The sequence below is a fragment of the Acidimicrobiia bacterium genome, assembly GCA_040289475.1.
Classification (GTDB): Bacteria; Actinomycetota; Acidimicrobiia; order ATN3; family PSLF01; genus PSLF01.
The window spans coordinates 42,618-65,152 of record PSLF01000001.1 but is presented as its reverse complement, the minus strand read 5'-3'; the positions used below and the strand labels follow the sequence as shown (position 1 = coordinate 65,152).

Sequence of the window (22,535 nt, the reverse complement as noted above, 5' to 3'; positions counted from 1 at the left end):
TGCCTATTCGGCAAGTCCTTCTGAGATCTCGATCCTTCGAATGATTCCCAGGGATACGAGCATAACCAGGAGGGCACCCGTCATGAAGATCGTTGGATAGAAGTATTTAGTGACAACCATCCCACTAGTGCAGGCCGGAATAGAAACCTGCACAACTTTGCCGTCTTGCTTGACTTCCACGTCGACTTTGGCTTGGTCGGGCGCGCCGCCGTTCGCTAGAAAGTCCGGGTTGACGCGTCCTCCGAGGCAAACTGGGCCTTCTGGTTTTGGAGCTTGCTGGGGATATCGAAACCACAACAGCGACAGAATCACCACGAATCCTGCAAACGCTGCAAGGACGACAAAAAGTCCCTTGCGGGCCCCGATGTTCGTGCCGACTACCAGCCATACACTTCCGACAAAAACTACCAGACCGATGATGACTGCGATTACCCCTCTGAAGAAAATAGCCGTTTTCGAGAGCTTCGGTCCTGCTTCTGTCGCGAGAAGTATCGCAAGAGTGGGTATCATTCCGGAGCTCCTGTGGTAGCTAAAGGCTTCGTTCGTACTCGACTATGCGGGCGATTTCTTCCTCTGTGAGGATCTTCCCGAAGCCCGGCATTCTCCCTGAACCGATTCCATTGGATCCATAAGGCTTGCCGTACACGCTGCCGTCGCTGATGAACTTGATCTGCAGCGCGGGGTCGGGAAACTGGCGTATGCTTCTCCCGTTGTTTATCGCTGGCCCGAAGGCACCGCCTCCTGGAGGCCCCATAGTAACTGGACGGTCGGTTGTTAGGTCAGGGTACCGGTAGCCCCAGCCTTGCGTATGACACCGGGCGCAGTTGCGGTTGAACAGCTCCTGACCCGATAGACCTAGTCCACTCCCGGCTTTTTGGGCAGCCTCCTGGGGGCTTACTTGTACCGACTCCAAGTAGTTGATCACATCTTCCAACATCTGAGATGTGAGGGGTCCTCCTCCTTCCAACCCCCACGCTGGCATAGGAGTATTTGGCCTTCCATACACCAAGATGTCATGCACTTGGGCTCGCGAAAATCGGTAGAAGACGTCATCCAATGAAGGTGCTTGCCACACCACCTCTCGCCCGGCATCCGGTCCTGTTTGGAGGAAATATCGGACCGACCCGCCCTGTACGCCTCCGTGGCACACTGCGCACCCATATCCTTGCGGATTTACTTTCGGATCCGAGAAGTATGCAGCACCTCTCTCGATCGATTGTTTGTTGTATCGCTTTGCAAAGCTCACTTGTCTCTGCGGCTCGGTGACCCAATAGAGGGGTAGGGCCATGGCTATGACAAAAGCGCATACAAGAGACCATCCGAGGACTTTGTTGAGGACCGGGCCTTCAAGGGTCTCGTCGTCGTAGTAAGGCTTCTTGTTCGCCGGAATCTCTTTTTTAGGCCGCGCTGGTTCCGTGCCCGTGTAGAAGAAGAACAGAATGGCTGCGGCCAGTATCAGCGCGCCTGCGACGATCAGGAGTAGCGGAGAACTCACCAGATGCAGACCTTTCTAGATCCCGACACAGTGAGGACCCTTGGGCAACGGATCGACCGGCGTGTTGGTACCCTTTGGGGCGCCGGTGATCTGCTTGCCTGTGTCAACCATTACCGTTCCGCCCTGAACCTTTATAGGGAAGTGCCACATTCCTCTCGGAGCAGGCCCACCTTGCCACTCGCCTGCTGCGTTGTACTTCGATCCATGGCAAGGACACTCGAACCACTGAGACGACTTACACCACGGAACCTTACACCCCAAGTGCGGGCACTTCTGGTACATGGCGATCAGTCCAGCCTGTTTGTAATCAGTAAAGGCTTTGGGATAGATACTTTCTCCGGTGGCGTCGTCAAGATTCGTCTCATACGTCATCAGGTAGAAGCGGCCGGCTGCACTGTAAAAGGGCTCCCGGTTTGCCTTGATAGTGCTTTTTATCTCGTCCATGTTGCCGGCAGCGATCACGGATCCAAAGCCGCCGGATAGCCGGGGCCACAAGAAGGCTATGACTGCCCCACCGAACGATGTGAGCGATGCACCCAGGGTTAGCAGAATACCTCGGTTGAGTACCTGCCGCCTCGTCATGCCCTCGACTTCTTCGTCAGCAGCTGGCTGAATGGGTCTTAGCTTGATCTTCGGCTCGACGATTTCGACTTCGGTCGACTTGTGTCCGTCCCCAGAAGGCTTCTCTCCGAATTGAAGCGGAGGGGAAGGTGCTTCTGTCAGGAGAGCAGTTGCCATTGGTGTCACTTTTTCTTTTGGCCCCTGACCTGGTGGCGTCTCCGAGCTTGAGGAGGGAACAGATGTGCGAGACGCCGCATCCTCTTCCTCGACAAATCCTCCGGGTACCGCATCAAGCGCGGCAGCAAAGCGCTCGGTGAGATCTTCACTCCCTCGTTCATCCGCGCGGCGTCGTCGGGAAGTAGCAACGAGCACTACGAAAAGAACGAATACTGCCCCTATCACGGGTATAGCGATGACGAGAACTTGTTGGGGTGTCATAGCTCGAAGAACAGTCCTTGTGTCCAGGGGAAGACAAAGTTGTACCCGGGACCTCTAAAGAAGCAACCGATGATCACGAGGACGGCCCAGAACATTAGGAAATACGTGAATAGCGCTATCGCGAATTTCCGGTGGTTGGGGTCGGTACTGGGATTCTTGTCTATGTATGGTGTGACCATCAGCCAAAAAATGCCCATTCCCGGAATTGTGACCCCAGCAACCATCGGGTCGAAGTATGCGAGCAGCTCCTGCAAGCCCAGGAAGTACCACGGGGCCTTTGAGGGGTTGGGCGTTAGGTTGTAATTGGCCTCCGCCAAGAGCGGGGCATTTACAAAGATGCTGAATACCACGAGAAATACGAGACACGCTAACGCTGCTAAAAACTCGATCGCAAGGAGGTGTGGCCACACGTTTACTTTGTCGACGGCTTCCGGTTTCGTCTGCTGGATGGACCCTGACTTGACTACGGTTAGCAGCCGGTGAGTATGTGTCTTCTGCGGCGGCTTCGCCTCTGACGCAGTTTTAGGCTTTGAGGGAGTAGGGCGGGTAGCTACGGCTGTGGCAGTAGCAGCAGGAGCAGGAGCAGGAGCCGCAGCCGGAGCAGGAGCAGGAGCCGGAGCAGGAGCCGCCTCTGTCGCAGGTTTCTGGGGTGTAGCTACCGTACCCGCCTCGTCCTCCGAGTGCTGGGGCGGTGTGGCTTCAGCTTTAGCCTCTGCCGGCTCCGGGCCAGATTCTGGTTGGGCCTCACCCTTTTTGGCCTTGGCCCTAGCCATCGCCTCCCTAGAGCGCTGTAGTAGATGCTCTGGAATTTCGACCATCGGTTTCGTCTCCGGGATCAGCCATCATCAAAGGGGTCCCGAGATTCCTCCATCCTTTCGTACTCGCCAGAAGTGGATGCCCATAAAAATGGCGGTCACAAACGGAAACATGATCACGTGCAACACGTACCAGCGCAGAAGTGTGTTTGCAGACACTTCTGTAGATCCCAATAGTACAAACCGTACTTCGCGTCCAAAAACTGGCGTATAACCCATCATGTTGGTCCCCACGGTCACGGCCCATAAGCTCAGCTGATCCCAGGGCAGTAAGTAACCAGTGAACGACAAAAGTAAGGTGAGGACTAAGAGGTTGACGCCTACAACCCAGTTGAACTCGCGTGGAGGCTTGTAGGCTCCATGGTAGAACACCCTAGCCATGTGTAAGAAAACGCTCAATACCATGAGGTGTGCTCCCCACCGGTGCATATTGCGAACCAGCGTCCCGAATGCTACAGAGGTCATCATCGCTTGCATGTCGGGGTACGCATTTGCTTCTGTAGGCCGATAGACAAACATCAAGAAAATTCCGGTCACGGTCAGAACGATAAAAAGAAAGAAAGACAGCCCACCCAGACACAGAGTGTAAGACACCTTCACTCCGTGACGCTTCACCTTGACGGGGTGCAGATGGTATACGAGAGAGTTCATTATCACGTAAGAGCGGTTTCTCGGCGTATCCGAGTAACCCTTGGCAAAGATAGAGCCGGGCCTAAAGATAGAGGTCCAGACTTGACTTCCCTGGACACGCTCTACGAGCGTGGTGACCGTCTCCTTTAGCTTTCCTGCGGCGCCGCCGTTTCCGTTGGGCCCTGCCAAGCTCGTACCTCCTGCTATGTGAGCGATAGTAACGAGAAAATTTAGAAGCGAACTCCGTAGGCGTATCCGTGCCTTTGTGTTCGCTCGTGCGAGTCCCCTCTTGCCTCCGGCCCTAGCTTGCCCAAGATAATCACGCCGGTAGGACAGCGGTCAACGCAAAGGGCGCATCTGGTGCACTCGTCCTCGTCCACGACAAAAACAACGTGATCGTCCGGATCCTCGCCGGGTTTCTCGACCCCCTCGGCCTCTTCGATTGTAGAGGTACTCAACATGTGGATACAGCGCCACGGGCAGATATCGACGCATCCCTCGCACAAAATGCACTCTTCTTGGTCAATGTGAAGAAATTGCTTGGGCCTGACAGCCTTTTGGACCTCGTCGGGCTCGACCAGCTTCAGCTTGTAATCGCCGAAGTGGTCAGGCAACCCCGTGATCACATTCTGCGGCATTTCACTCCGGTCCTTATCCTCTGGATCTCGCTAGCGGTCGTCCAAACCACGATCGCGGCCCCTTGCGTTCCGGCTCTTTTGCTCCCGGTTCTTCTTTTACTTTACGTTCCCGCCACTCCTGGTATTTCACAGCTCCCACGATCATTGCCCCAAAAACCACAATGTGATATCCCACAACGATCGGATCGCGAATAAACCTCTGGAGGTTCGGGTCATTCCACCGCTTGTTAAACCACCCAATGAACTCGCTCGGTATCACGCCGAAAGCGAGAACCAAGACTGCAAAAGCGACCCATGCTGACAGAATTGCGAATGACCAACTTTTATCTGCACTGCCCACCACTTGCGCTCCTCGATTCCGAATTCGGGCATGGTACCCGCTTCCCAGCGCCGCCTTTCCACTGCGACGAATTCCCTAGTTTCTCTGGGACAGGGCTGCTTTGAGGGAACGGGGCAAAGCTGCCCCTGGCCTCTTGGCTTGTGAAACTGCTCACATTGTAGACTCTTCTGCAACGCTGTTTTCAAAGCCGCTGAACATTAAGTCATGGGATCTCGCGACAGCAAGGGGTCACGACTGGGTATAAGCGGCCGATGATAGCGACCGAATAATTGCGCGACCCGCCGAGCTTTTCCGGAGATGCCACGTTTTTCATCGATTCCGTTCATCTGTACAGGGTCTAGCGGTACGCCGGGCTTGGGGACCGCAAAGCATTCGAACTCGGTCGCAAAAGCTGTGTTTCGTAGCTATTGGAAAACCACAGCGTCGTGGTTTGCGAGGTATGGAGTTGTGCTGCTCGTGGCTGCCTCGTGCACTGCCCGCACAGCCACTGCATGCGAAGGCCGCGTATTTCTCGAGCAGAAGAGAGCCCCAGCTGCTGTGGGAGAGGACCTGTCATCTCAGGTCAGGGTGGACGTGGATAGCATGAGGGGCCGGGCAGTCGTAGTGAACTTTTGGGGATCGTGGTGTGCTCCTTGTCGCGAAGAATCTAGGACCCTATCGAAAGCTTGGGGTGAACTTTCGGCCACCGTGAGCTTTCTCGGCATAGACATACGGGATGAGCGAGCTCAAGCACTTGCGTTCGTCAAGGAGTTCAACCTTTCTTATCCCCATATATATGACAAGGAAGCCACGATAGCCGCCGCGTGGGGCGTTACTAGTCCTCCTGCAACTTTTGTAGTGGCCCCGGATGGACAGCTCGTAGGAAGGTTTGTGGGGGTACTCACCCGTCAAGACCTCGACTGCATGCTAGGTATGGCATGACAACTTCTGATTTCGTGACCGACGTAAACGGAAACGAAAAACTCAACCAGCTCGGGATTTCACGCGTAGTTGAGGTCCGCACCGCAACTCGGACGGAAAAGCGTCTCGAGGGGAGCGGTATGCAGGATTTTTCGACAGTGCCCCCAGAGCCGCCCAGAGCTCTGCACCGCTACACGGGATGGGCTCGGCTTCGGTCGATGAGAACCGCAATCTGGCTACTGCTCGCGGTAGCAGCCGCATCGGTGGTTGGTAGCCTGGTTCCGCAAAAGAACAACTCTGCCTCGAGGGTGTCGAAATTCGTAGCGGACCATCCCTTCTGGGGAACGGTCTTCGACCGGCTCATGCTGTTCGAGGTTTTTACGTCTTGGTGGTTCCTTTTTCTTGTCGGAATGCTGCTCTTCGTGTTGTTTTTGTGTCTACTGCCGCGCACGCGCGCCCTGGTCGACTATCACCGGTCGTTGAAACAACCCCCATCTGAAGGCTCAATCCCGAGCCTGAGCTTTTCGAGGCGGATCGAAACCGCGAGGAATCCAGAGGAGGCGCTGTCGCTAGTGCGGTCAGCGCTTTCTAGAGCGCGCTGGAGGGTATCTCCTCAAAACGGGCGCTTCCAATTGATCGCCGAGAAGGGATGGTGGCGAGAGGCCGGAAGCCTAGCCTTCCATTGGGCTCTCTTCGGCGTGTTTTTGGCTGGAGCTTTAACAGTGGCGACCAAGTTCGAAGGATATGTAGCTATCGTGGAGGGACACAGGTGGTACGAGGGGGGACAGGTGACCTTCGATGACTACTCGCAAGGGCGCTTCGCATCCTTGGTCAATCCGCATCGCAACTTTTATTTGACTCTGGAAGATTTCGATGTTCGCTATCGGCCCGACGGAAGCCCCGAAAACTTCACCTCGACTGTGACCCTGGAAGACGAGCGATCGGGGATAAAGCGCCAGGACTATATCCGGGTGAACAAGCCACTGAACTATGGCGGCGTAAAGATTTATCAGGCGTCGTACGGCTGGGCTGCGGACGCAAAGGTTACCGAGGGCGACAAGGTTCTGTTTGAAGGGCCAGTTCTCTTTTTTGCGGAGGACAGGAGTTCGGGGCCAAGCCCTCCGACAGGCGTCGTGGGCGCAATTAAGCTTCCATCTGCGTCGGGGGGGCAGGCCGGCATAGAGTTGCGTCTTTTTCCGGACTTTAGGCTCGTGCCTTACAGAGCTACGAATCCGGATGCCCCGGAAGCATCGCAGCGCGGTGCCTTGGACATCATCACTGTGGGAGACGAGGCCAACCGGCCCCTAGTTCTTGTCACGGAGTACCGGGGTGATTTAGGTCTCGACAGACCTCAGAATGTCTACAGGCTCGACAAGCGCCTACTGAGTGAGGTCGACCAAACCTTTGCCACTTTTCCAGGACACTCCAATGACAAAATCGGCGACTCTGTCGAGCTTAGCGGAGGTTTGCGGCTGCAGCTGTTGTCGCTCCGCCGATACTCGGTCTTCCAGGTGCGCTCGGACACTTGGGGGGCCTCGGTTGCTGCGGTTGCCGGCGCCGCAGTGTTTATATCGTTGTTTCCTGCACTCTACTCGTGGCGCAGAAGAATTTGGGTAGAGGTTAGCCCCCGCAGGCCCTCAAGTACCTCTTCAGAACCTGTAGATAGTGAGCGATCAGGCGCCTCAGTGGAGATTCGGGGAAAGGCCTTTCAGCGAAGAGAGTTATTCGAGGCCGAGTTTGACGCTGTTGTAAATGCAATCTCTGATGCTGTTTCAGGAAGCGGAAAGCGTTGTTGCATTAGCTAGCGAAGAGATCTCGTTCGGTCGGGGTAGGCTATTGGATTGACACCGTTTTAAGAGTCGGCACCGCGCGGGTGTGGAAAGCGATGATGGTTTGCTAGTAGGAGCGGAATTAGGATGATACTCAGCGGTCCAAAAGCGACATTCAGCTCCCTATCTAACACTGCATTCGTTGTCGCCGTCTCTTTGTACCTACTAGCTGTCGGGGTTCATTTTGCAAGCCTTGCTTGGAACTCGAAGCTGCTGAGATCGGTCGCTCTTGTCGTGACCAGCATCGGCGCCACGTCCCATCTAGCTGCCTTGGCTACTAGAGCAATGGCCGCTGGCCGGCCGCCATGGGGAAACATGTACGAGTTTTCGATGGCTTCTTCGTTCGTGATGGTAGCTGCTTATCTAGCAGTGGCCAAGAGATTCGAGGCCGCTTATATAGGGGGATTTGTTTTATCGGGCGTAGCAGTATGGATGGGCGTGGGATGGGTTCTCTACGCAGAACCTGGACCACTCCAACCCGCACTTCGCTCCAACTGGCTTCTCTTCCACGTTTTCTTGGTCATGAGTGGGGCGGGCATTCTCCTTTTGGCATCGGTCGTTTCTGTGCTGTATCTAATCCGTCTCGGCTGGGAGAACAAGCATGGCCTACATCAAACAGAGCCACTGATGATCGACCATGAAATCCCAGAGCATGTTTTAGACTCCGAAAAGATCAGGGAGGCGAGATTGGGCCGAGGCGAGTTGGAAGAAGTCCTGGCGGAGACCGGCGGGAGCTCTGTACGACGCGAAGGCCCTGGCGCGATGACAGCCACTGCCGCAGGGCGTGTTGCTCCCTTGAGCACGGGAGAGTCCAGGGCGACTGGAATCGTGGCGCGCCTTCCTTCTTCTAGCAAGCTGGATCAGCTCGCATATCGACTCGTAATGGTGGCGTTTCCAATCTGGACTCTCGGAGTTATTGCAGGAGCGATCTGGGGCGAGCAAGCATGGGGGCGCTACTGGGGTTGGGATCCAAAAGAGGTTTGGTCATTTATCGTGTGGATGATATTTGCGACCTATCTTCATGCACGAGCTACACGGGGTTGGAGAGGACAGGGCGCAGCGGTGTTAGCGATCGTGGGGGGCGCCGCGATCATCTTCAACACATTCGCTGTTAATTTATGGATAGCCGGCCTTCACTCTTATGCGGGAGTGTGAGTCGATCCCTGGTGCTGTACGAGGACTCAATGGGCAGCTTTGACGTTTCCTCGTCAAGAAGCCCAAAATATCCGCCAGTAGTCGTAGACATCGAATAGACGTCGAATAGACGTAGATCGCTCGAAGGAATCACGTGACAGCGACTCTCACACAAGAGACTGCAACTGAAGCCACACCCGTGAGAACTGACGAACGGTCGAGGAGCTCCGCTCAGCTGGAAAGCTCAAAGGGAGACCTCGCATCCCGTCTGTACTTCGTTGTGTCGGGAGTGTTTTTTCTCGGTGCATGCCTCGCGGGGTTCGTGTGGGCTGCTTCAGTGATGTCTCCCGGAGTTGTTAGCCTAGCCGAAGCTAATGCAAAGTTAGCTCCCCACGGCAACCTCCTTCCTGTCGCTTGGAACATCGCCGTTTACGGATGGTTATCATCTGCGGCTTTCGGGGCCATTCTGTACATAGTCCCGCGTCTTACAGGAACCCCGCTACGCTTTGGGGAAATACTCGCTCTCAACGCTCTTGCCTGGGCAGGGCTGGTTGGAGTCGGAGCACTGACAGTTGCTGCGGGATTTGGAAGACCCTTGTGGCTTCTCGAGTATCCGGCTCCGTTGCATTTGGCGATGGCCGCCTCTAGTCTCGTGGTCCTGGTGAGCGTGATGTTGTCGATTCTTACCCGCGTGGAGCAGCGGCTCTACCCTTCTCTGTGGTACTTTGTGGCGGCTCTAATGTGGCTCCCCGCTGCTCTCACTCTTGGGTCGCTTCCTATCTATGCGGGTATTGGTCAGGCGATCCAAGGAGCCTTTGTTGCTCAGTACGTACTAGGGCTTTGGCTCTTTGTTGTGGGGACGGGTGTTGCCTACTATGTGCTCCCGAAAGAGACGGGGTGCCCTCTATACTCGCGCAGGCTTGCCCAGCTCTCGTTGTGGGGATTTGCAATCTTCTGGGGGCTTGCTGGCGGCGCTCGTCTTGTTTTCTCCCCCGCTTCTGGAGCCTACCAAAGTGTTTCCATTGCTTTTGCTATCTCGGCTACCGTTCCCCTTCTCGCAACGGTCGCGAACGTTACCAAGAGTCTCAAAGGAACGTGGCCTCAAGTGGCAACGTCCCCCGTTGTTCGCTGGATGACCACTGGAGTTGTATTGCTATTGCTGTACACCGTTTTGCTTCCGATTTCAGTCCTGCGCTCGGTAAACCAAATCACTGGACTGACAGGCGCCGGGTACGGAATAGAAAGGGTTTTGCTTTTCGGTGTAGTCGGGTCGTGGCTGTTCGGATGTGCATACTTTGCATTGCCTAGAATTACCGGTCGCCTTTGGGGATATCCTCGGGTGATCGACTGGCAGCTCGGACTTTTTGTGGCGGGCCTCCTCACGGTAGCGATCGCCGAGATCGTTGGCGGTGCTGTGCAGGGATTCCTGGCCAATTCGGGTGCGGCACAGGCTTTTCCGGTTTCCTCGGGGAAGGCGTGGGAGACGATAGCTGGCCCCCAGAGGTGGTTCGCGGGTATGGCAACCCTTGGGTGGGCAGCGATGGCAGTGTCTGCGGTTTCAGCACTCTCTAACGGCATTAAGACTCTCATCGGAGGAGAGCCTGGATTTGTCGAGACGGTCAGTCTTCCCGAGGAGGCTGCCAGTGTTCGCCCGCAAGCGGAGGTAGTGCCCGAAGAAGCCCGCCGGCGATTAGTGGAGCCTGTCATGCTTCCGCTGGCTTCGGCAGCCACGGTAGTTGTGGTCGTATATTCCGCTTCTCGGATTCTCCTAGCTGTCCAACGGTATGGATCCAAAGCACACGCGACGGCTGTGGCGCTGGCTATGGCCGGTGTGGTCCTCGGTGTCGCCTCGCTTCTAGCGGCTGGGCGGCGCCTCAGTTCGGGTGTGGCAGCAGGAGTTCTTATAGTTGGAGTGCTTGCAGTTGTAGGAGGAGGAGCCTTCGCCCAGTGGAGGCTAAAGGCAGCTGAAGAAGTGGCTTCTGGCGAAACAGCTGCGGGGACATCAGTGACTGTCTCTTTGACCGCCCAGAACATTGCTTTCGATAAGTCATCGCTTGAGGTACCCGCTGGGGCTGCAGTGTCTTTGGCATTCGAAAACAAAGATCCACTCGAACACAATTTTTCAGTCTACAGAGATGAACAAATGAAGAATCCGGTGTTTCAGGGGTCGTTACAAGGTCAGGGCTCCATCACATATAGTTTCGTCGCGCCATCCGAACAGGGTACCTATTACTTTTTCTGCGATGTCCATCCCACGATGAAAGGGATTTTCCGAGTCGCATGAGGTGAAATTGAATCTATTTATTCGGCTAGCAAGCCGATGCGCGTGTGAGGCGATGTGTCGGATGTTTCTGATAGTTTTTGCGATGTGGCGATGATGGTAGGGAGCAAGAAAAAAATTACAAGACGCGGCTACATTTCCCAAAGACCTTGTCTTCAAGCAACAAAATGGCTGCCGCTCTGGTCGGTGGCAGGTCTGGCGCTTGGATTGACTTCTTGCGCTGAGCGAATGCCACAGAACTGGATGCAGCCATCCGGCGAAGGCGCAAGAGACATCGTAAATCTTATGGTTCCGGTGCTTGTCGTAGCCGGAATCATCTTTATTGTGGTTCAAACGATACTTTTGGTGGCGGTGTTTCGCTTTCGAGACAAGGGAGATCCCCGGACCGAAGGTACGGCTCCGAAGCAAATTCATGGGCACACCCGTTTGGAGATTGTTTGGACGATTATTCCTTTTCTGATCCTGATTGTTGTTGCTGTTCCTAATGTGCGCCTGATTTGGAAACAACATAGCCCTCCCCGTGAAGCTGATTTCCTAGACGTCAAAGTGATTGCCCACCAGTGGTGGTGGGAGTACGAGTATGTGAAGGAAGGAATTAGGACTGCCAATGAAATCCACATTCCAGCAGGCCGGGAAGTGAAATTGACGCTGACCTCTGTCGATGTCGTGCACAGCTTTTGGATTCCGAAGTTAGCAGGAAAGCAAGACGTGTTCCCTGGGCAGGAGCGCACAATTGTAATAAAGGCAGACCAGCCAGAAAGCGAACCTCTCTACGGACAATGCGCCGAGTTCTGCGGCATGTCACATGCAAACATGCGTCTTAGAGCCGTTGTTCAGAACGAGCCCGATTTCCGGGAATGGGTAGAGAGGCAGAAACAGCCCGCCCGGATTCCGCCTGAGGGAACCAAGGCAGCAGACGGAAAGAGAATTTTCGAGACCGGCGCGTGCATAGGCTGCCACACGATTGCAGGAACAAATGCTCAAGGTCGGGTGGGACCCGATCTGACCCACTTTGCAAGCCGCTCGACATTCGCGGGCTCGCTGTTCGAAGTCAACGACGAGAACCTATCTGCTTGGCTGCACAATCCCCCTGGAGTCAAGCCGGGTGCAAAGATGCCTAAACTAGGATTGTCGCAGGCTGAGATTGAAAGCTTAGTGGCATATCTGCGAAGCCTGGAGTGAGGAGTGTGCTGTCTGTCGGCGAGCCGGTCGGGTTCCAGCCCAAACGACACACTCGTTTCGGTTTACTCCTCGACCGGGAGAGCTTGAGATTGTAGCGAGGTAACGATATGGCTGTAGCGACATTACCTAGAACTAGAACAGCCGGCATATTTTCAAGGCCTCGAACGAAAGAAGGGTTGGTTGGCTGGCTGACCACTGTCGACCACAAAAGGATAGGGATACTCTATGGAGCAACCGCGATTTTATTCTTCATCGTCGGCGGGATTGAGGCTCTGATCATCCGTCTTCAGCTGGCGCATCCCGAAGCTAGCGTTGTAAGCGCGGAAACATACAATCGCCTTTTCACCATGCACGGTACCACTATGGTTTTTCTTGTTGTGATGCCACTTTCCTCCGCGTTCTTTAATTACCTCGTTCCTTTGATGATTGGCGCAAGAGATGTTGCGTTTCCAAGACTAAATGCATTTAGCTATTGGGTGTTTTTGTTGGGAGGACTGTTTCTCAACGCCTCGTTCTTCTTCGGTGGGGCTCCAGATGGCGGTTGGTTCGGATACGCAAATCTCACCAGCCACTATTCGCCAGGCCATGGAATAGATTTTTGGGTACTGGGCATTCAAATCCTCGGTATTGCCTCGATAGCGTCCGCGGTCAATTTCATAGTCACCATTATCAACTTGCGAGCGCCTGGCATGACTCTGATGCGGATGCCCGCATTCGTTTGGATGACGCTGGTGGTTGCCTTTCTGACATTGTTCGCTATGCCAGTTATCGCGGTGGCCTTGTTTATGTTGATGTTTGACCGCATGTACGGCGCAAACTTCTTCAATGTCGCAGCTGGAGGAGATCCGGTGCTCTGGCAGCACCTTTTCTGGCTGTTCGGTCATCCAGAAGTGTATATCTTGGTGCTACCGGCCATGGGAATCGTGTCTGAGGTCCTTCCTACTTTCTCAAAGAAGCCGCTGTTTGGATATCCGTTTGTCATATTTTCTGGCATCGCGATCGGATTTATCGGCTGGGGGGTGTGGGTACACCACATGTTCGCCGTAGGACTGGGTCCAGTAGCAGTGACTGCTTTTTCGCTTTCCACCATGCTTATTGCGGTTCCAACTGGTGTGAAAATCTTTAACTGGCTCGGAACTATATGGGGCGGAAGACTACGTTTGACAACTGCAATGTTGTTTGCGTTGGGCTTTATAGCAATGTTTGTAATCGGTGGCTTGAGTGGGGTCACACACTCCCTTTCAGCAGCAGATCTTCAGCAAACTGACACCTACTATGTTGTTGCCCACTTCCACTATGTTCTTTTCGGCGGAGCACTGTTTGGTATATTTTCTGGGATTTATTACTGGATGCCGAAGGTTACGGGACGGCTACTAAACGAGCGGGTTGGTAAGCTTCACTTTTGGCTTCAGTTTATTGGGTTCAACCTAACTTTCTTTCCTATGCACTTTTTGGGGCTGCAAGGTATGCCTCGGAGAATCTATACATACTCTCCAGAAATGGGTTGGAATTTATGGAACATAGTTTCGACAGTCGGAGCATTTGTAATAGCTTCGTCAATATTTGTCTTTATAGTGAACGTGCTTTACTCGGCTAAACGCGGGGTGAAAGCTGGCTCGGATCCGTGGGATGGCAGGACAATCGAGTGGACGATTCCGTCGCCGCCACCGGAGTACAACTTCGCAGAGATTCCTGTGATCGAGTCAAGAGACGACTTTTTCTATAAGAAGTATGCTGTCACTGAAGACGAGAGCGCGGTACGGGTGGTACAGGGAGCAGACGATGGTGAAAACAACCTCGAGGTTTCAGAAAAGGATGACCAGCACGGACACTCACAGGACTTGCACATTCATATGCCGTCGCCTTCTTACTTTCCACTTGTCGCAGCGCTAGGTTTACCACTGATTGCATTCGGTTTGCTCTATTGGATTCCACTGGCAATATTCGGCGGATTGGTTTCAGTGACAGGTCTTTATGGCTGGGCGTTAGAGCCTGTTGCGGAGTGATTGGATATGACAGAAGACACAGCAACTCTTCAAACTCACATTGACGAAGAAATAGAAGCGCTTCATCCTGTCGAAGAAGCGACCTATACGGGTCTTTCAAATAAAAAGCTCGCCATGTGGGCTTTTTTAGGTTCCGAATGCTTGCTTTTCGGTGCGCTCATATCCACGTATCTTTTATACAAGGGCCGAAGCATTACAGGGCCAAAGCCGCACGAGATTTATGACATTCCCTACACTTCGGTTTCGTCGTTTGTTCTTCTAGCATCCTCACTAACAATGGTACTAGCACTATCCGCAATTCAGCGAGGAGATCAACGTCAGACGCGCATATGGCTGCTAACCACAGCTGCCTTGGGAATGACCTTTATTTCCGGGCAGGTTTACGAGTTCACTACCTTCGTTCACGAGGGGCTGAAGCTTTCCACGAATCTCTTTGGGACGAGCTTCTATGTTCTGACAGGTTTCCATGGTGTTCACGTCACCGTGGGTATCATAATGCTTTTGACTCTTTTCGGCGCATCATTGCTGGGACGGCTGAATAGCGAGCATGCAGAAACAGTAGAATTGGTGGGTTTGTACTGGCATTTTGTCGATGTAGTGTGGATAGTGATTTTTACGGTCGTTTACTTGATTCCTTGAGGGAGCATTTATAGATGGCGCAGTTGGGAACTCAGTCTGGGGGTGCGGGTTCTGCTGTGGTAGCAGAGTCCCATCGTCACTCCAGGGAGCGGTCACATCCTGGGCCCGGCATTTACGTTTTAGTTGCAGTAGTGCTGGGCGTCGTTACACTGCTTGAGGTGTGGGTGTTTTATTTTGAAGGAGTAAGACAGGTTATTGTTCCCATTCTTTTAGCGCTAAGCGCGGCAAAATTTGCTCTGGTAGCAGGTTTTTACATGCACTTGCGATTTGACAGTCCTATATTCAGACGCCTCTTCTTGGTCGGAATAGTCACGGCTATTGCGATATACGCAGCTGTTTTAGCTATGTTCGGTACTATAAAAGCGTGAGGAGGTTTTCGCGGTGGAGCAACCCAGTGTTGGCCTGCCGCCCTTTCATCTTCACTTAGAGACCATTCTTTTTTGGGTCCTTATATGCCTTCTTTACTTTTTTAGCCTTGCTTACTTCGGAAGCATATCGAGGCTGAAAGCCACGATAAGTCAGAAGGTTTTGTTTTTGAGCGGAGTGGGGGTCGCGTTCCTTGCAACTACGTGGCCACTCCATGACATATCGGACGGTTACCTCTACTCCGCTCATATGGTGCAACACATTTTGCTAATGCTCGTGGTACCACCATTTATGTTATGGGGTACCCCCGCATGGTTGATTGAGCGCGCATTACCGACCCCTGTACTGAAAGCGTTAAGAAAGATTGCTCGTCCTGTCGCTGCGACTCTCGCTTACAACTCGGTCGTAGCCCTCTCTCACTGGCCACTACTGGTTGACCTCATGAGTAGATCTAATTTGTTTCACCAGTCCATGCATTTGTTAATTATTGCAGGCGCTTTTATAATGTGGCTTCCTGTCTATAGTCCTACTCCTCGCATACGGCGTATATCGCCTCCGGCTCAAATGCTTTATCTCTTCGTTCAATCGATTTTGCCAACCGTTCCGGCGTCGTTTTTTACGTTCGCGCAAGGCGTCATAGTTCCTTTTTATGGTGAGGCGCCCAGGCTGTATGGAGTGAGTGTCTTGTCGGATCAGCAGATGGCAGGCTTTGTAATGAAAGTGATAGGAGGACTCGTAATATGGACCTATCTTGCTGTGATCTTTTTCAGATGGTACGCAGTTGAGGGACAGGAAGCTGGCATACCCTCTCGCTTTAGGGGCGGCGGAGGGGGAGGGACGAATCCGCGCTGGGAGCCGCACCCCGGCCCATCCCCGACTGAGGCCAGGGATGATACGGATGCTCTGGTTGTGTCGGGGCATCCATGATTGGAATTTCACATTTTGGTTTTCGTACTGTAGGTGCGGTCCGTTCTGAGGAGTTTTTGCTTGGGGCCGTTCGGCAGCTTTTACCGCACTTGGTTCTAGATTGTGGTCTAGTGCCGCGGAATACGGCACCAGACTGCGGGTGAGAGCGTCGACAAGGCACGTTGCCCATTAGATGAGAAAGCCTCGAACGAAGGGAGCTAGCTAGGAAAAGGATACTTAGGGAAAAAAGGCTACCTTGGGGAAGAAGACATCGGTAGAGAAAGTTCGTGCGAACATTCATAAAGAGATACTGACAGATGGAAGATTTGGGCAATCGAGAAGAAGAAAGTCAACTTTCGGGGACTGGCAGTAGGACTCGCTACGAGAACATTGTCCCAATCGTAATAGGGGCACTTTTGGTGATTGGACTCGGATGGGCTCTTGCGGTCGCGGGTCCTTCCTCCGACCCTTCTTATAAAACACCTTCTTCAGTTGCCGAGCAGAGAAAGTCTGCTGCGATCGCAGGTACGCCTGAAAATAGAGGCCGCAAGATCTACATATCCCAAGGATGCTACTCCTGTCACACCCAACAAGTACGCCCCATACTGACGGACGCCTACCTAGGTCCTGCGTCTACGGCGGGCGATTATGCCTACGACGACCCTGTAGCTTTGGGATACCAGCGCATTGGTCCTGACCTATCTCAAGTTGGAGTTAGGGAAATTGCTAAGAATCGCAACGACTTAGCTGATTACTTGCGTAATCCTCGCAAAGACAGACCCTGGTCTACGATGCCATCTTTTGCTCACTTGAGCGACGAGGAAATGGCAGATCTCGTCGCTTATCTTCAGTCGCTTAAGTAGCAGATGGGCAAGCAAGTGAGAAAACCGGGTAACGAACAAGACCAATAGAGAAATAGGGCGATGGTAGAAATTCCTGAACACCTCTTAAAGAGATCTCGAGAGGCTATGGCGAGAGCCAAGGCTGCAAAGGGCGAGTCTGTCGAGCCAGTAGAAGAAGAGTCGCCCGAGGCTCAAGAGGCAGCTTCCTCCGAGCCGCCAGCCGCGGCAGAGGCGCGGCCTGATTCGGCAGAAGCTCCTGCCCCCGAGCCTTCTGCTGCGTCACCTGCTACTACTTTGGAAACAGCTCTGCAGGCTGCGCCAAAGCCGGAGCCTGGCGTCGCTGTTAGCGGGCAGGTGGACGAGGCTGGGAGTCCGTTTCCCAGCGCGGATTTAGCCGCTGCAGGTGGATACTCGCCCGAAGAGTTGGTGGAGAGTGCGGCGGGGATAAAAGAGGTTGCGTCCTCTAGAGCTCCAGGCTGGCTTGTGCTAGCGTTCGTCATAATACCCATTGTCTCGATCCTGTACCTGACCCAGTTTTCCCACGGCGTACAGTGTGGACAGGCTGGCACTCTCAAAGTGGGAGGCAATGGCCAGCTTCAGACATGTGATGGAAAGCCACTTCCTTCGCCTGGCGCGGGGGGTACGAAGAAGCAAGGCCCCGACGGCGCCCAGATTTTTGCCCAGCGCTGCGCGGCGTGTCATGGACCAAACGGTGAAGGCGGAGTCGGTAGGCCGCTCAACAAAAACAACGGCACGACTCTGTTGGAGGATTTTCCAACCGCTGCGGCTCAGATCGAGTTTGTCACCAAAGGAAATCAAGCCTTTCCGCAGGGATGGGGAGCCAATGCCAGGCCTCCTAGGGGAGTCATGCCTGCCTTTGGTAACACCCTTTCACCCGACGAGATCCAGGCAGTTGTTCAATTCGAGAGGTCTCTGGCCGGCGAAGCCGCTGCCGCTGCTAGTAGCTCCTAAGGGAGTGAGAGAGCCGGGTGTCTCTCGTACCGGACACTGCCGATGTTGTAGTCGTCGGGGGTGGTCCCGGCGGCGCAGCGACTGCGGCGCGCCTTGCATACGCAGGATTGGACACGGTACTTCTCGAGAAGTTTGAGTATCCCCGAGAGAAGGTGTGCGGGGATGGCATAACTCCCCGAGCCGTGAAAGCCCTCGACGACTTAGGCCTTTCGCACCGCTTTTCGTCTTACCACAAAGTCATCGGACTAAGGGCCATCGGATACGGTCAGCGTCTAGAGCTTCCTTGGCCAGATCACCCGGTATACCCGAGTTTCGGACTCACATCCCCTCGAAGCATGCTCGACTCGGATATCGCGCAGTTCGCGAAAGAGTGTGGTGCCGCGGTGCTAGATGGACACGAAGCGACACGCCCGTTGGTTGTAAACGGGGTTTTGAGAGGGGTCCACGTGTTGGACAAAAAGTCCTTGATGCAAAGAACGATTGAGGCAGAGTTTTTGGTAGTCGCCGATGGATCACTGTCCCGCATAGGGAGGGCTTTGGGAGCGGTGCGGGATCGTGCCTATCCAATGGGGATCGCGATGAGAGGCTACTACCAAAGCCCCAAAGACCGCGATCCGTGGATAGAGGCCCGGCTCGACCTGTCGCACCGGGGCGAACGCCTTCCTGCTTATGGGTGGATTTTCCCTCTCGGGGATGGCTCGATCAACGTGGGGGTGGGATTACTGACTTCTTATAAAGGCTGGAAGGAGGTAAACACAGCGCGATTACAAGACACTTTTGTGGAGGCGATCGGTCCGGATTGGGGAGTCCTACCCGAAGATGCAATATCAAAGCCGAAAGGCGGAAAGCTGCCAATGGGACTAGCTATTGATCCAAAGGCCGGAGCTAATTGGCTAGCAATAGGGGATGCGGCTGCGGGGATTAATGCATTTACCGGTGAGGGAATCGGATATGCCCTAGAGATGGCAGAGATAGCTTCGGAGATGATCATCGACTCGAAGCGAAGAGGTAAGGCTTTGTGTCAGACGGAGTATGCCCGGACTTTGCAGAATTTTTACGGTCCCTACTATAAAGCTGCACAACTCTTCGCTTATCTGATAGGGAAGCCCAAGTTACTGGATCTCTTCGGAAAAGTGGGGATGCGATCTAAGGGAATAATGTCGTGGTTTTTGGTAGTGGCGGGACACTTGGGAAATCCACTGGATCGAGGGGCGGTCTCCCGCCTTTACTACACGATCGAAAAGGTCATAAAGGCGTATCCCTCCGTAGCTGCCTGAGAGAGGAGTACTACTCTGGAAAAGCTGGGGAGGAAGCACTCGGAGTCTGTCCCGCGTCGCATTCCCTTCGAACCCCTTCGACGATTCCTGTGGCTGCTAGAGATTCTGGAACTCGGACGAATTCTCCAGGGTCATGGCGCTTGGGAGGTCGGGGTTTTCGAGTCATCTCTTCCTTATCTGCCCTCGCCCTGTTGCTGGGCGCCTCTTGCGCGCTCCCAGGGAGGCTTAGCTCACATCCACCACGAGCCGAGCGTGGCGGTGGCCCTAGGGGCGCCGAGGCTTTGACACCTACAGCGCCTGGGGGTTCGACCAATCCCTTTGGCGTGATGCTTCCTTCCCGAGTTTTGTTGTCTTCTCGTGCAAGCGAAGTGCTTCGAGAGCTTGGAGTTGTTTTTGTACGTCCAGCGGCAGCGTTTGTCGAACAATGGGATGGCCGATGCCCGGAGTGCGATGCAGCTTTGGCAGCGGGGGCCAAGCTCGTTTTGACGGTACGTAATTCGGGCCGAGAATCTACGAGGCCCCCGTCAGATTTGGAAAAGTACAAGCGGGTGGTAGCCGAGATTATTGATGCTTATTCTCCTGCGCTACTGGTGGTGGAAAACGAAGAGAGCTCTGCGACGTTTTACGCTGGGACGCCCGATCAGTACGCAGCACAGCTTGAGGCGGCCTGCGAGATCTCTCACAAAAAGGGAGTGTCCTGTACCAACGGCGGGCTGGTAAGCACACTCGTCGCGCTCTTGGTTTACGACAATTATCTGCAAAAAGGGGAGGTGGCTCGGGCCGAGGATTTTGCCTCTAGAGGCATCGAACAAGACCTACGAAGACAGCTGGGATCGGAACGAGCCCAACAACAGATTCGCAAGGGAAAGGCGCTCTTGGAGGCTTATCGATTGTCTAATGCGGACTTCATCAATTTCCATTGGTACGTAGCAGATACTCAGGCTTTGGAAGAGGCGGTCGAGTATCTGAGATCCGAGACAGGAAAGCCGGTTATTACTAACGAAGTGGGTCAGCTAAATGACGATCCAAACCAGACTACCCAGGTGCTAGCGAAAATCGTTGAACTGGAGCTTCCGATAGCAGTGTGGTTTGGTTTGGATGGGCCTCGGGCGCGAGGATTGGTGAATCTCGATGGATCCTTGCGTCCCACAGGGGAGGCTTTTGGCCGCTTTGTCCACGACCGATTCGCCTCTTAGCAGCGAAGCCCGCTATACGCTATAGGCAGGCCAGGTATCGGTATCTTCGAGCTAGCTCCAGCAGGCAAGTACTTCTTGCGGCTTCTCTGGGACAGTCTTTTAAGGGACTATCGATCCGCGGCTGCCACCCAACTCTTTGGCAGACTAGGACCGCTCACGGAGGCGGTTTGCACCAAGTGGTCCGGCGTTCATAGGCTGGATATAAGGTTCTCCTACGGCGTTCAACTCGGTCCAGGTACTTGGTGGTAGATGGCAAATGTCTGACTATTTTCTTCTCTTGATCATGTTGGTGCTCGTGGGACTCTTTGGCTCTGTATCCCTCTTGGCGTCACGGCTTCTGGCCCCTCATAGACCGACGCGGGCAAAGCTCGCTCCTTACGAGTGTGGGATAGTCCCAGAGCACGATCCACCCGAGAGGTTTCCTGTGCAGTTTTATCTCGTAGCGATGATGTTTCTGCTATTCGACATCGAGATAGTTTTCATGTATCCCTGGGCAGTGAGATTGCACGACCTCGGTCTGTTCGGATTCGGAGAAATGCTCGCCTTCGTGGCACTTCTCCTCGTGGCCTTTGGATACCTCTGGCGGGAAGGTGTGTTCGACTGGGGCGCCAAGAGGATCATCGAGCGAGGCGGTTCCGGGCCAGGCGAGCGAGACAGCGTCGCTCGCCCCGATGACTCGTCTGCCGAGCGAATGGAGACTCGAGCGGCGTGAGACATTGGCGCAAAAGAGTGCGGCGAGAAAAACGAGCGGTACTTGATAAACGAACTGCGTGGCCAGGATCAGTAAGGAAAACACATAACCGAAGAGACTGAGGAGTAAATGGGAGCGTAGAGACGGTGGGTCTAGAGAGCATATCCGCCAACATCCTCACTACCCAGCTGGAGAAGCTGGTTGCGTGGGCCAGAAAGAGCTCGGTGTTTCCTGCCACGTTTGGTCTCGCTTGCTGCGCCATAGAGATGATGGCAACTGGCGCCGCTCATTACGATTTGAGCAGGTTCGGGATGGAAGTCTTCAGGGCCAGCCCCAGGCAGGCCGATTTGATGATCGTCGCCGGGAGAGTCAGTCAGAAGATGGCCCCAGTCCTGCGCCAGATTTACGACCAGATGCCAGAACCCAAGTGGGTGATTTCCATGGGTGCTTGCGCCTCGACGGGCGGGATGTTCAACAACTATGCCCTGCTCCAAGGCGTAGACCAAGTTGTTCCAGTAGACGTATATGTTCCGGGGTGCCCTCCTGGCCCGGAGACTCTCATAGCAGGAATCATCGCTCTTCACGAGAAGATCCGCTCGCAGCCGCTCCTCAAGCGGTCTACAGCGTGAGAACCTTCTCTGGGTTATAAAAGCGGTGCTCGAGTTAGAGCTCGATACGACTTGCCCTTGAGGCGAAAGTGCGCTGGGGCGGAAGGCTCGTGCCAACATAAGACTTGCGAATGGGAGAACAGTTGAACACTGGTAGCGACAAGCCAACTAGGATTCGCGACGATACGGTAACGCGTGGGGAGGATAGCATCGCCCGCGCAGTCTCTGAGGTCCCCGGGGCGCGGTTTGTAGGTACCGAGGACCTACCAGTAGTCGTCGTCGACGCTCTGGGCTGGCCCCACCTTGCTCGGCGGCTGAAAGAAGAGGGATTCGAGATGCTTGTCGATTTGTGCGGGGTTGATTACCTCGAGTACCCGGAGGGCGCGGTATCCATAGGTAGTGCCGTTCGGTTCGAAGTTGTAGCCCACGTTCTTTCTATCTCTCAAAAGCAGCGGCTGAGGGTGCGAATTCCCCTTGTTGGTGCCGAACCAGTGTGTCGATCAGTCACCGACGTTTGGCCCGGCGCTGACTGGTACGAGCGCGAGGCCTTTGACATGTTCGGGATCCGCTTCGATGGACATCCAGATTTGTGCCGTATTCTGATGCCCGATGATTGGGAGGGACATCCCCTGCGCAAGGACTATCCCGCAGGCTCGATTTCCGTGCAGTTCAAGGAGTCGCCACGACCTGGTTTACCCACCCAATTCCGTCTCCGCACTGAGCCAGTAGAGAGCGGGATGCAACCTGAAGAAGAGAGTGACCGACGTGGGCTCGGACAGTTCTAGCAAG

At 54.3% G+C, this 22,535-nt stretch carries 23 protein-coding genes; 16 read left to right on the top strand and 7 right to left on the bottom strand.

All coding sequences use genetic code 11. The features are described 5' to 3' along the window. Positions 1-3: 3 nt before the first annotated feature. From C4318_00300 to C4318_00270, 7 genes are read right to left on the bottom strand one after another with little or no spacing between them, the layout of a single operon-like run. Positions 4-510, bottom strand: coding sequence for a hypothetical protein (locus C4318_00300; GenBank protein MER3453588.1), 507 nt, complete (start codon positions 508-510; stop codon positions 4-6). A gap of 19 nt (positions 511-529) precedes the next feature. After that, on the bottom strand, positions 530-1,495 hold the full coding sequence (locus C4318_00295) for a hypothetical protein (GenBank protein MER3453587.1): 966 nt from the start codon (positions 1,493-1,495) through the stop codon (positions 530-532). A 15-nt stretch (positions 1,496-1,510) separates the two neighbouring features. Beyond that, a complete protein-coding gene (locus C4318_00290) occupies positions 1,511-2,494 on the bottom strand; it encodes a hypothetical protein (GenBank protein MER3453586.1) in 984 nt (327 codons plus the stop codon). Continuing rightward, complete coding sequence (locus tag C4318_00285) at positions 2,491-3,312, bottom strand: menaquinol-cytochrome c reductase cytochrome b subunit (protein ID MER3453585.1); 822 nt, start codon at positions 3,310-3,312, stop codon at positions 2,491-2,493. Before C4318_00285 ends, C4318_00290 begins: the two co-directional genes overlap by 4 nt. 27 nt (positions 3,313-3,339) lie before the next feature. Beyond that, the gene (locus C4318_00280) at positions 3,340-4,128 is read right to left on the bottom strand and encodes a cytochrome B6 (GenBank protein ID MER3453584.1); all 789 of its coding nucleotides are present in this window, start codon (positions 4,126-4,128) and stop codon (positions 3,340-3,342) included. 41 nt (positions 4,129-4,169) lie between these two features. Continuing rightward, on the bottom strand, positions 4,170-4,577 hold the full coding sequence (locus tag C4318_00275) for a 4Fe-4S ferredoxin (GenBank protein MER3453583.1): 408 nt from the start codon (positions 4,575-4,577) through the stop codon (positions 4,170-4,172). A gap of 13 nt (positions 4,578-4,590) precedes the next feature. Then, positions 4,591-4,920, bottom strand: a complete 330-nt coding sequence (locus C4318_00270; GenBank protein ID MER3453582.1) for a hypothetical protein — start codon at positions 4,918-4,920, stop codon at positions 4,591-4,593. A gap of 294 nt (positions 4,921-5,214) precedes the next feature. Between C4318_00270 and C4318_00265 the strand changes: the two genes are divergently transcribed. The 16 genes from C4318_00265 to C4318_00190 all read left to right on the top strand — a co-directional run bounded on the left by C4318_00265 (position 5,215) and on the right by C4318_00190 (position 22,531). Further along, entirely contained in the window at positions 5,215-5,838 is a 624-nt protein-coding gene (locus C4318_00265; protein MER3453581.1) for a hypothetical protein, read from the top strand. Continuing rightward, positions 5,835-7,622, top strand: a complete 1,788-nt coding sequence (locus C4318_00260; GenBank protein ID MER3453580.1) for a hypothetical protein — start codon at positions 5,835-5,837, stop codon at positions 7,620-7,622. Before C4318_00265 ends, C4318_00260 begins: the two co-directional genes overlap by 4 nt. Positions 7,623-7,733: 111 nt before the next feature. Further along, positions 7,734-8,801 (top strand): c-type cytochrome biogenesis protein CcsB, encoded by a 1,068-nt coding sequence (ccsB, locus tag C4318_00255; GenBank protein MER3453579.1) that lies wholly within the window; start codon positions 7,734-7,736, stop codon positions 8,799-8,801. Positions 8,802-8,934: 133 nt separating this feature from the next. Then, positions 8,935-11,064: a hypothetical protein gene (locus C4318_00250; GenBank protein MER3453578.1), complete on the top strand. Its 2,130-nt coding sequence runs from the start codon at positions 8,935-8,937 to the stop codon at positions 11,062-11,064. A 54-nt stretch (positions 11,065-11,118) separates the two neighbouring features. Next, complete coding sequence (coxB, locus tag C4318_00245) at positions 11,119-12,243, top strand: cytochrome c oxidase subunit II (GenBank protein MER3453577.1); 1,125 nt, start codon at positions 11,119-11,121, stop codon at positions 12,241-12,243. 107 nt (positions 12,244-12,350) lie between these two features. Continuing rightward, positions 12,351-14,249, top strand: coding sequence for a cytochrome c oxidase subunit I (ctaD, locus tag C4318_00240; GenBank protein MER3453576.1), 1,899 nt, complete (start codon positions 12,351-12,353; stop codon positions 14,247-14,249). 114 nt (positions 14,250-14,363) lie between these two features. Then, on the top strand, positions 14,364-14,888 hold the full coding sequence (locus tag C4318_00235; GenBank protein MER3453575.1) for a hypothetical protein: 525 nt from the start codon (positions 14,364-14,366) through the stop codon (positions 14,886-14,888). 14 nt (positions 14,889-14,902) lie between these two features. Continuing rightward, entirely contained in the window at positions 14,903-15,256 is a 354-nt protein-coding gene (locus tag C4318_00230; GenBank protein MER3453574.1) for a cytochrome C oxidase subunit IV, read from the top strand. A gap of 13 nt (positions 15,257-15,269) precedes the next feature. Then, positions 15,270-16,181, top strand: coding sequence for a hypothetical protein (locus C4318_00225; protein ID MER3453573.1), 912 nt, complete (start codon positions 15,270-15,272; stop codon positions 16,179-16,181). A 296-nt stretch (positions 16,182-16,477) separates the two neighbouring features. Beyond that, a complete protein-coding gene (locus C4318_00220; GenBank protein MER3453572.1) occupies positions 16,478-17,023 on the top strand; it encodes a hypothetical protein in 546 nt (181 codons plus the stop codon). 60 nt (positions 17,024-17,083) lie between these two features. Then, a complete protein-coding gene (locus C4318_00215) occupies positions 17,084-17,974 on the top strand; it encodes a hypothetical protein (GenBank protein MER3453571.1) in 891 nt (296 codons plus the stop codon). A gap of 17 nt (positions 17,975-17,991) precedes the next feature. Further along, positions 17,992-19,251 carry a hypothetical protein gene (locus C4318_00210; protein MER3453570.1) on the top strand — a complete coding sequence of 420 codons (1,260 nt, stop codon included), beginning with the start codon at positions 17,992-17,994 and terminating at the stop codon, positions 19,249-19,251. Positions 19,252-19,532: 281 nt separating this feature from the next. Further along, the gene (locus C4318_00205; GenBank protein ID MER3453569.1) at positions 19,533-20,447 is read left to right on the top strand and encodes a hypothetical protein; all 915 of its coding nucleotides are present in this window, start codon (positions 19,533-19,535) and stop codon (positions 20,445-20,447) included. Between the two features lie 256 nt (positions 20,448-20,703). Then, entirely contained in the window at positions 20,704-21,159 is a 456-nt protein-coding gene (locus tag C4318_00200) for an NADH-ubiquinone/plastoquinone oxidoreductase chain 3 (protein ID MER3453568.1), read from the top strand. A gap of 125 nt (positions 21,160-21,284) precedes the next feature. Beyond that, positions 21,285-21,767 carry an NADH-quinone oxidoreductase subunit B gene (locus C4318_00195; protein ID MER3453567.1) on the top strand — a complete coding sequence of 161 codons (483 nt, stop codon included), beginning with the start codon at positions 21,285-21,287 and terminating at the stop codon, positions 21,765-21,767. Positions 21,768-21,877: 110 nt separating this feature from the next. Continuing rightward, a complete protein-coding gene (locus C4318_00190; GenBank protein ID MER3453566.1) occupies positions 21,878-22,531 on the top strand; it encodes an NADH-quinone oxidoreductase subunit C in 654 nt (217 codons plus the stop codon). Positions 22,532-22,535 lie beyond the last annotated feature (4 nt).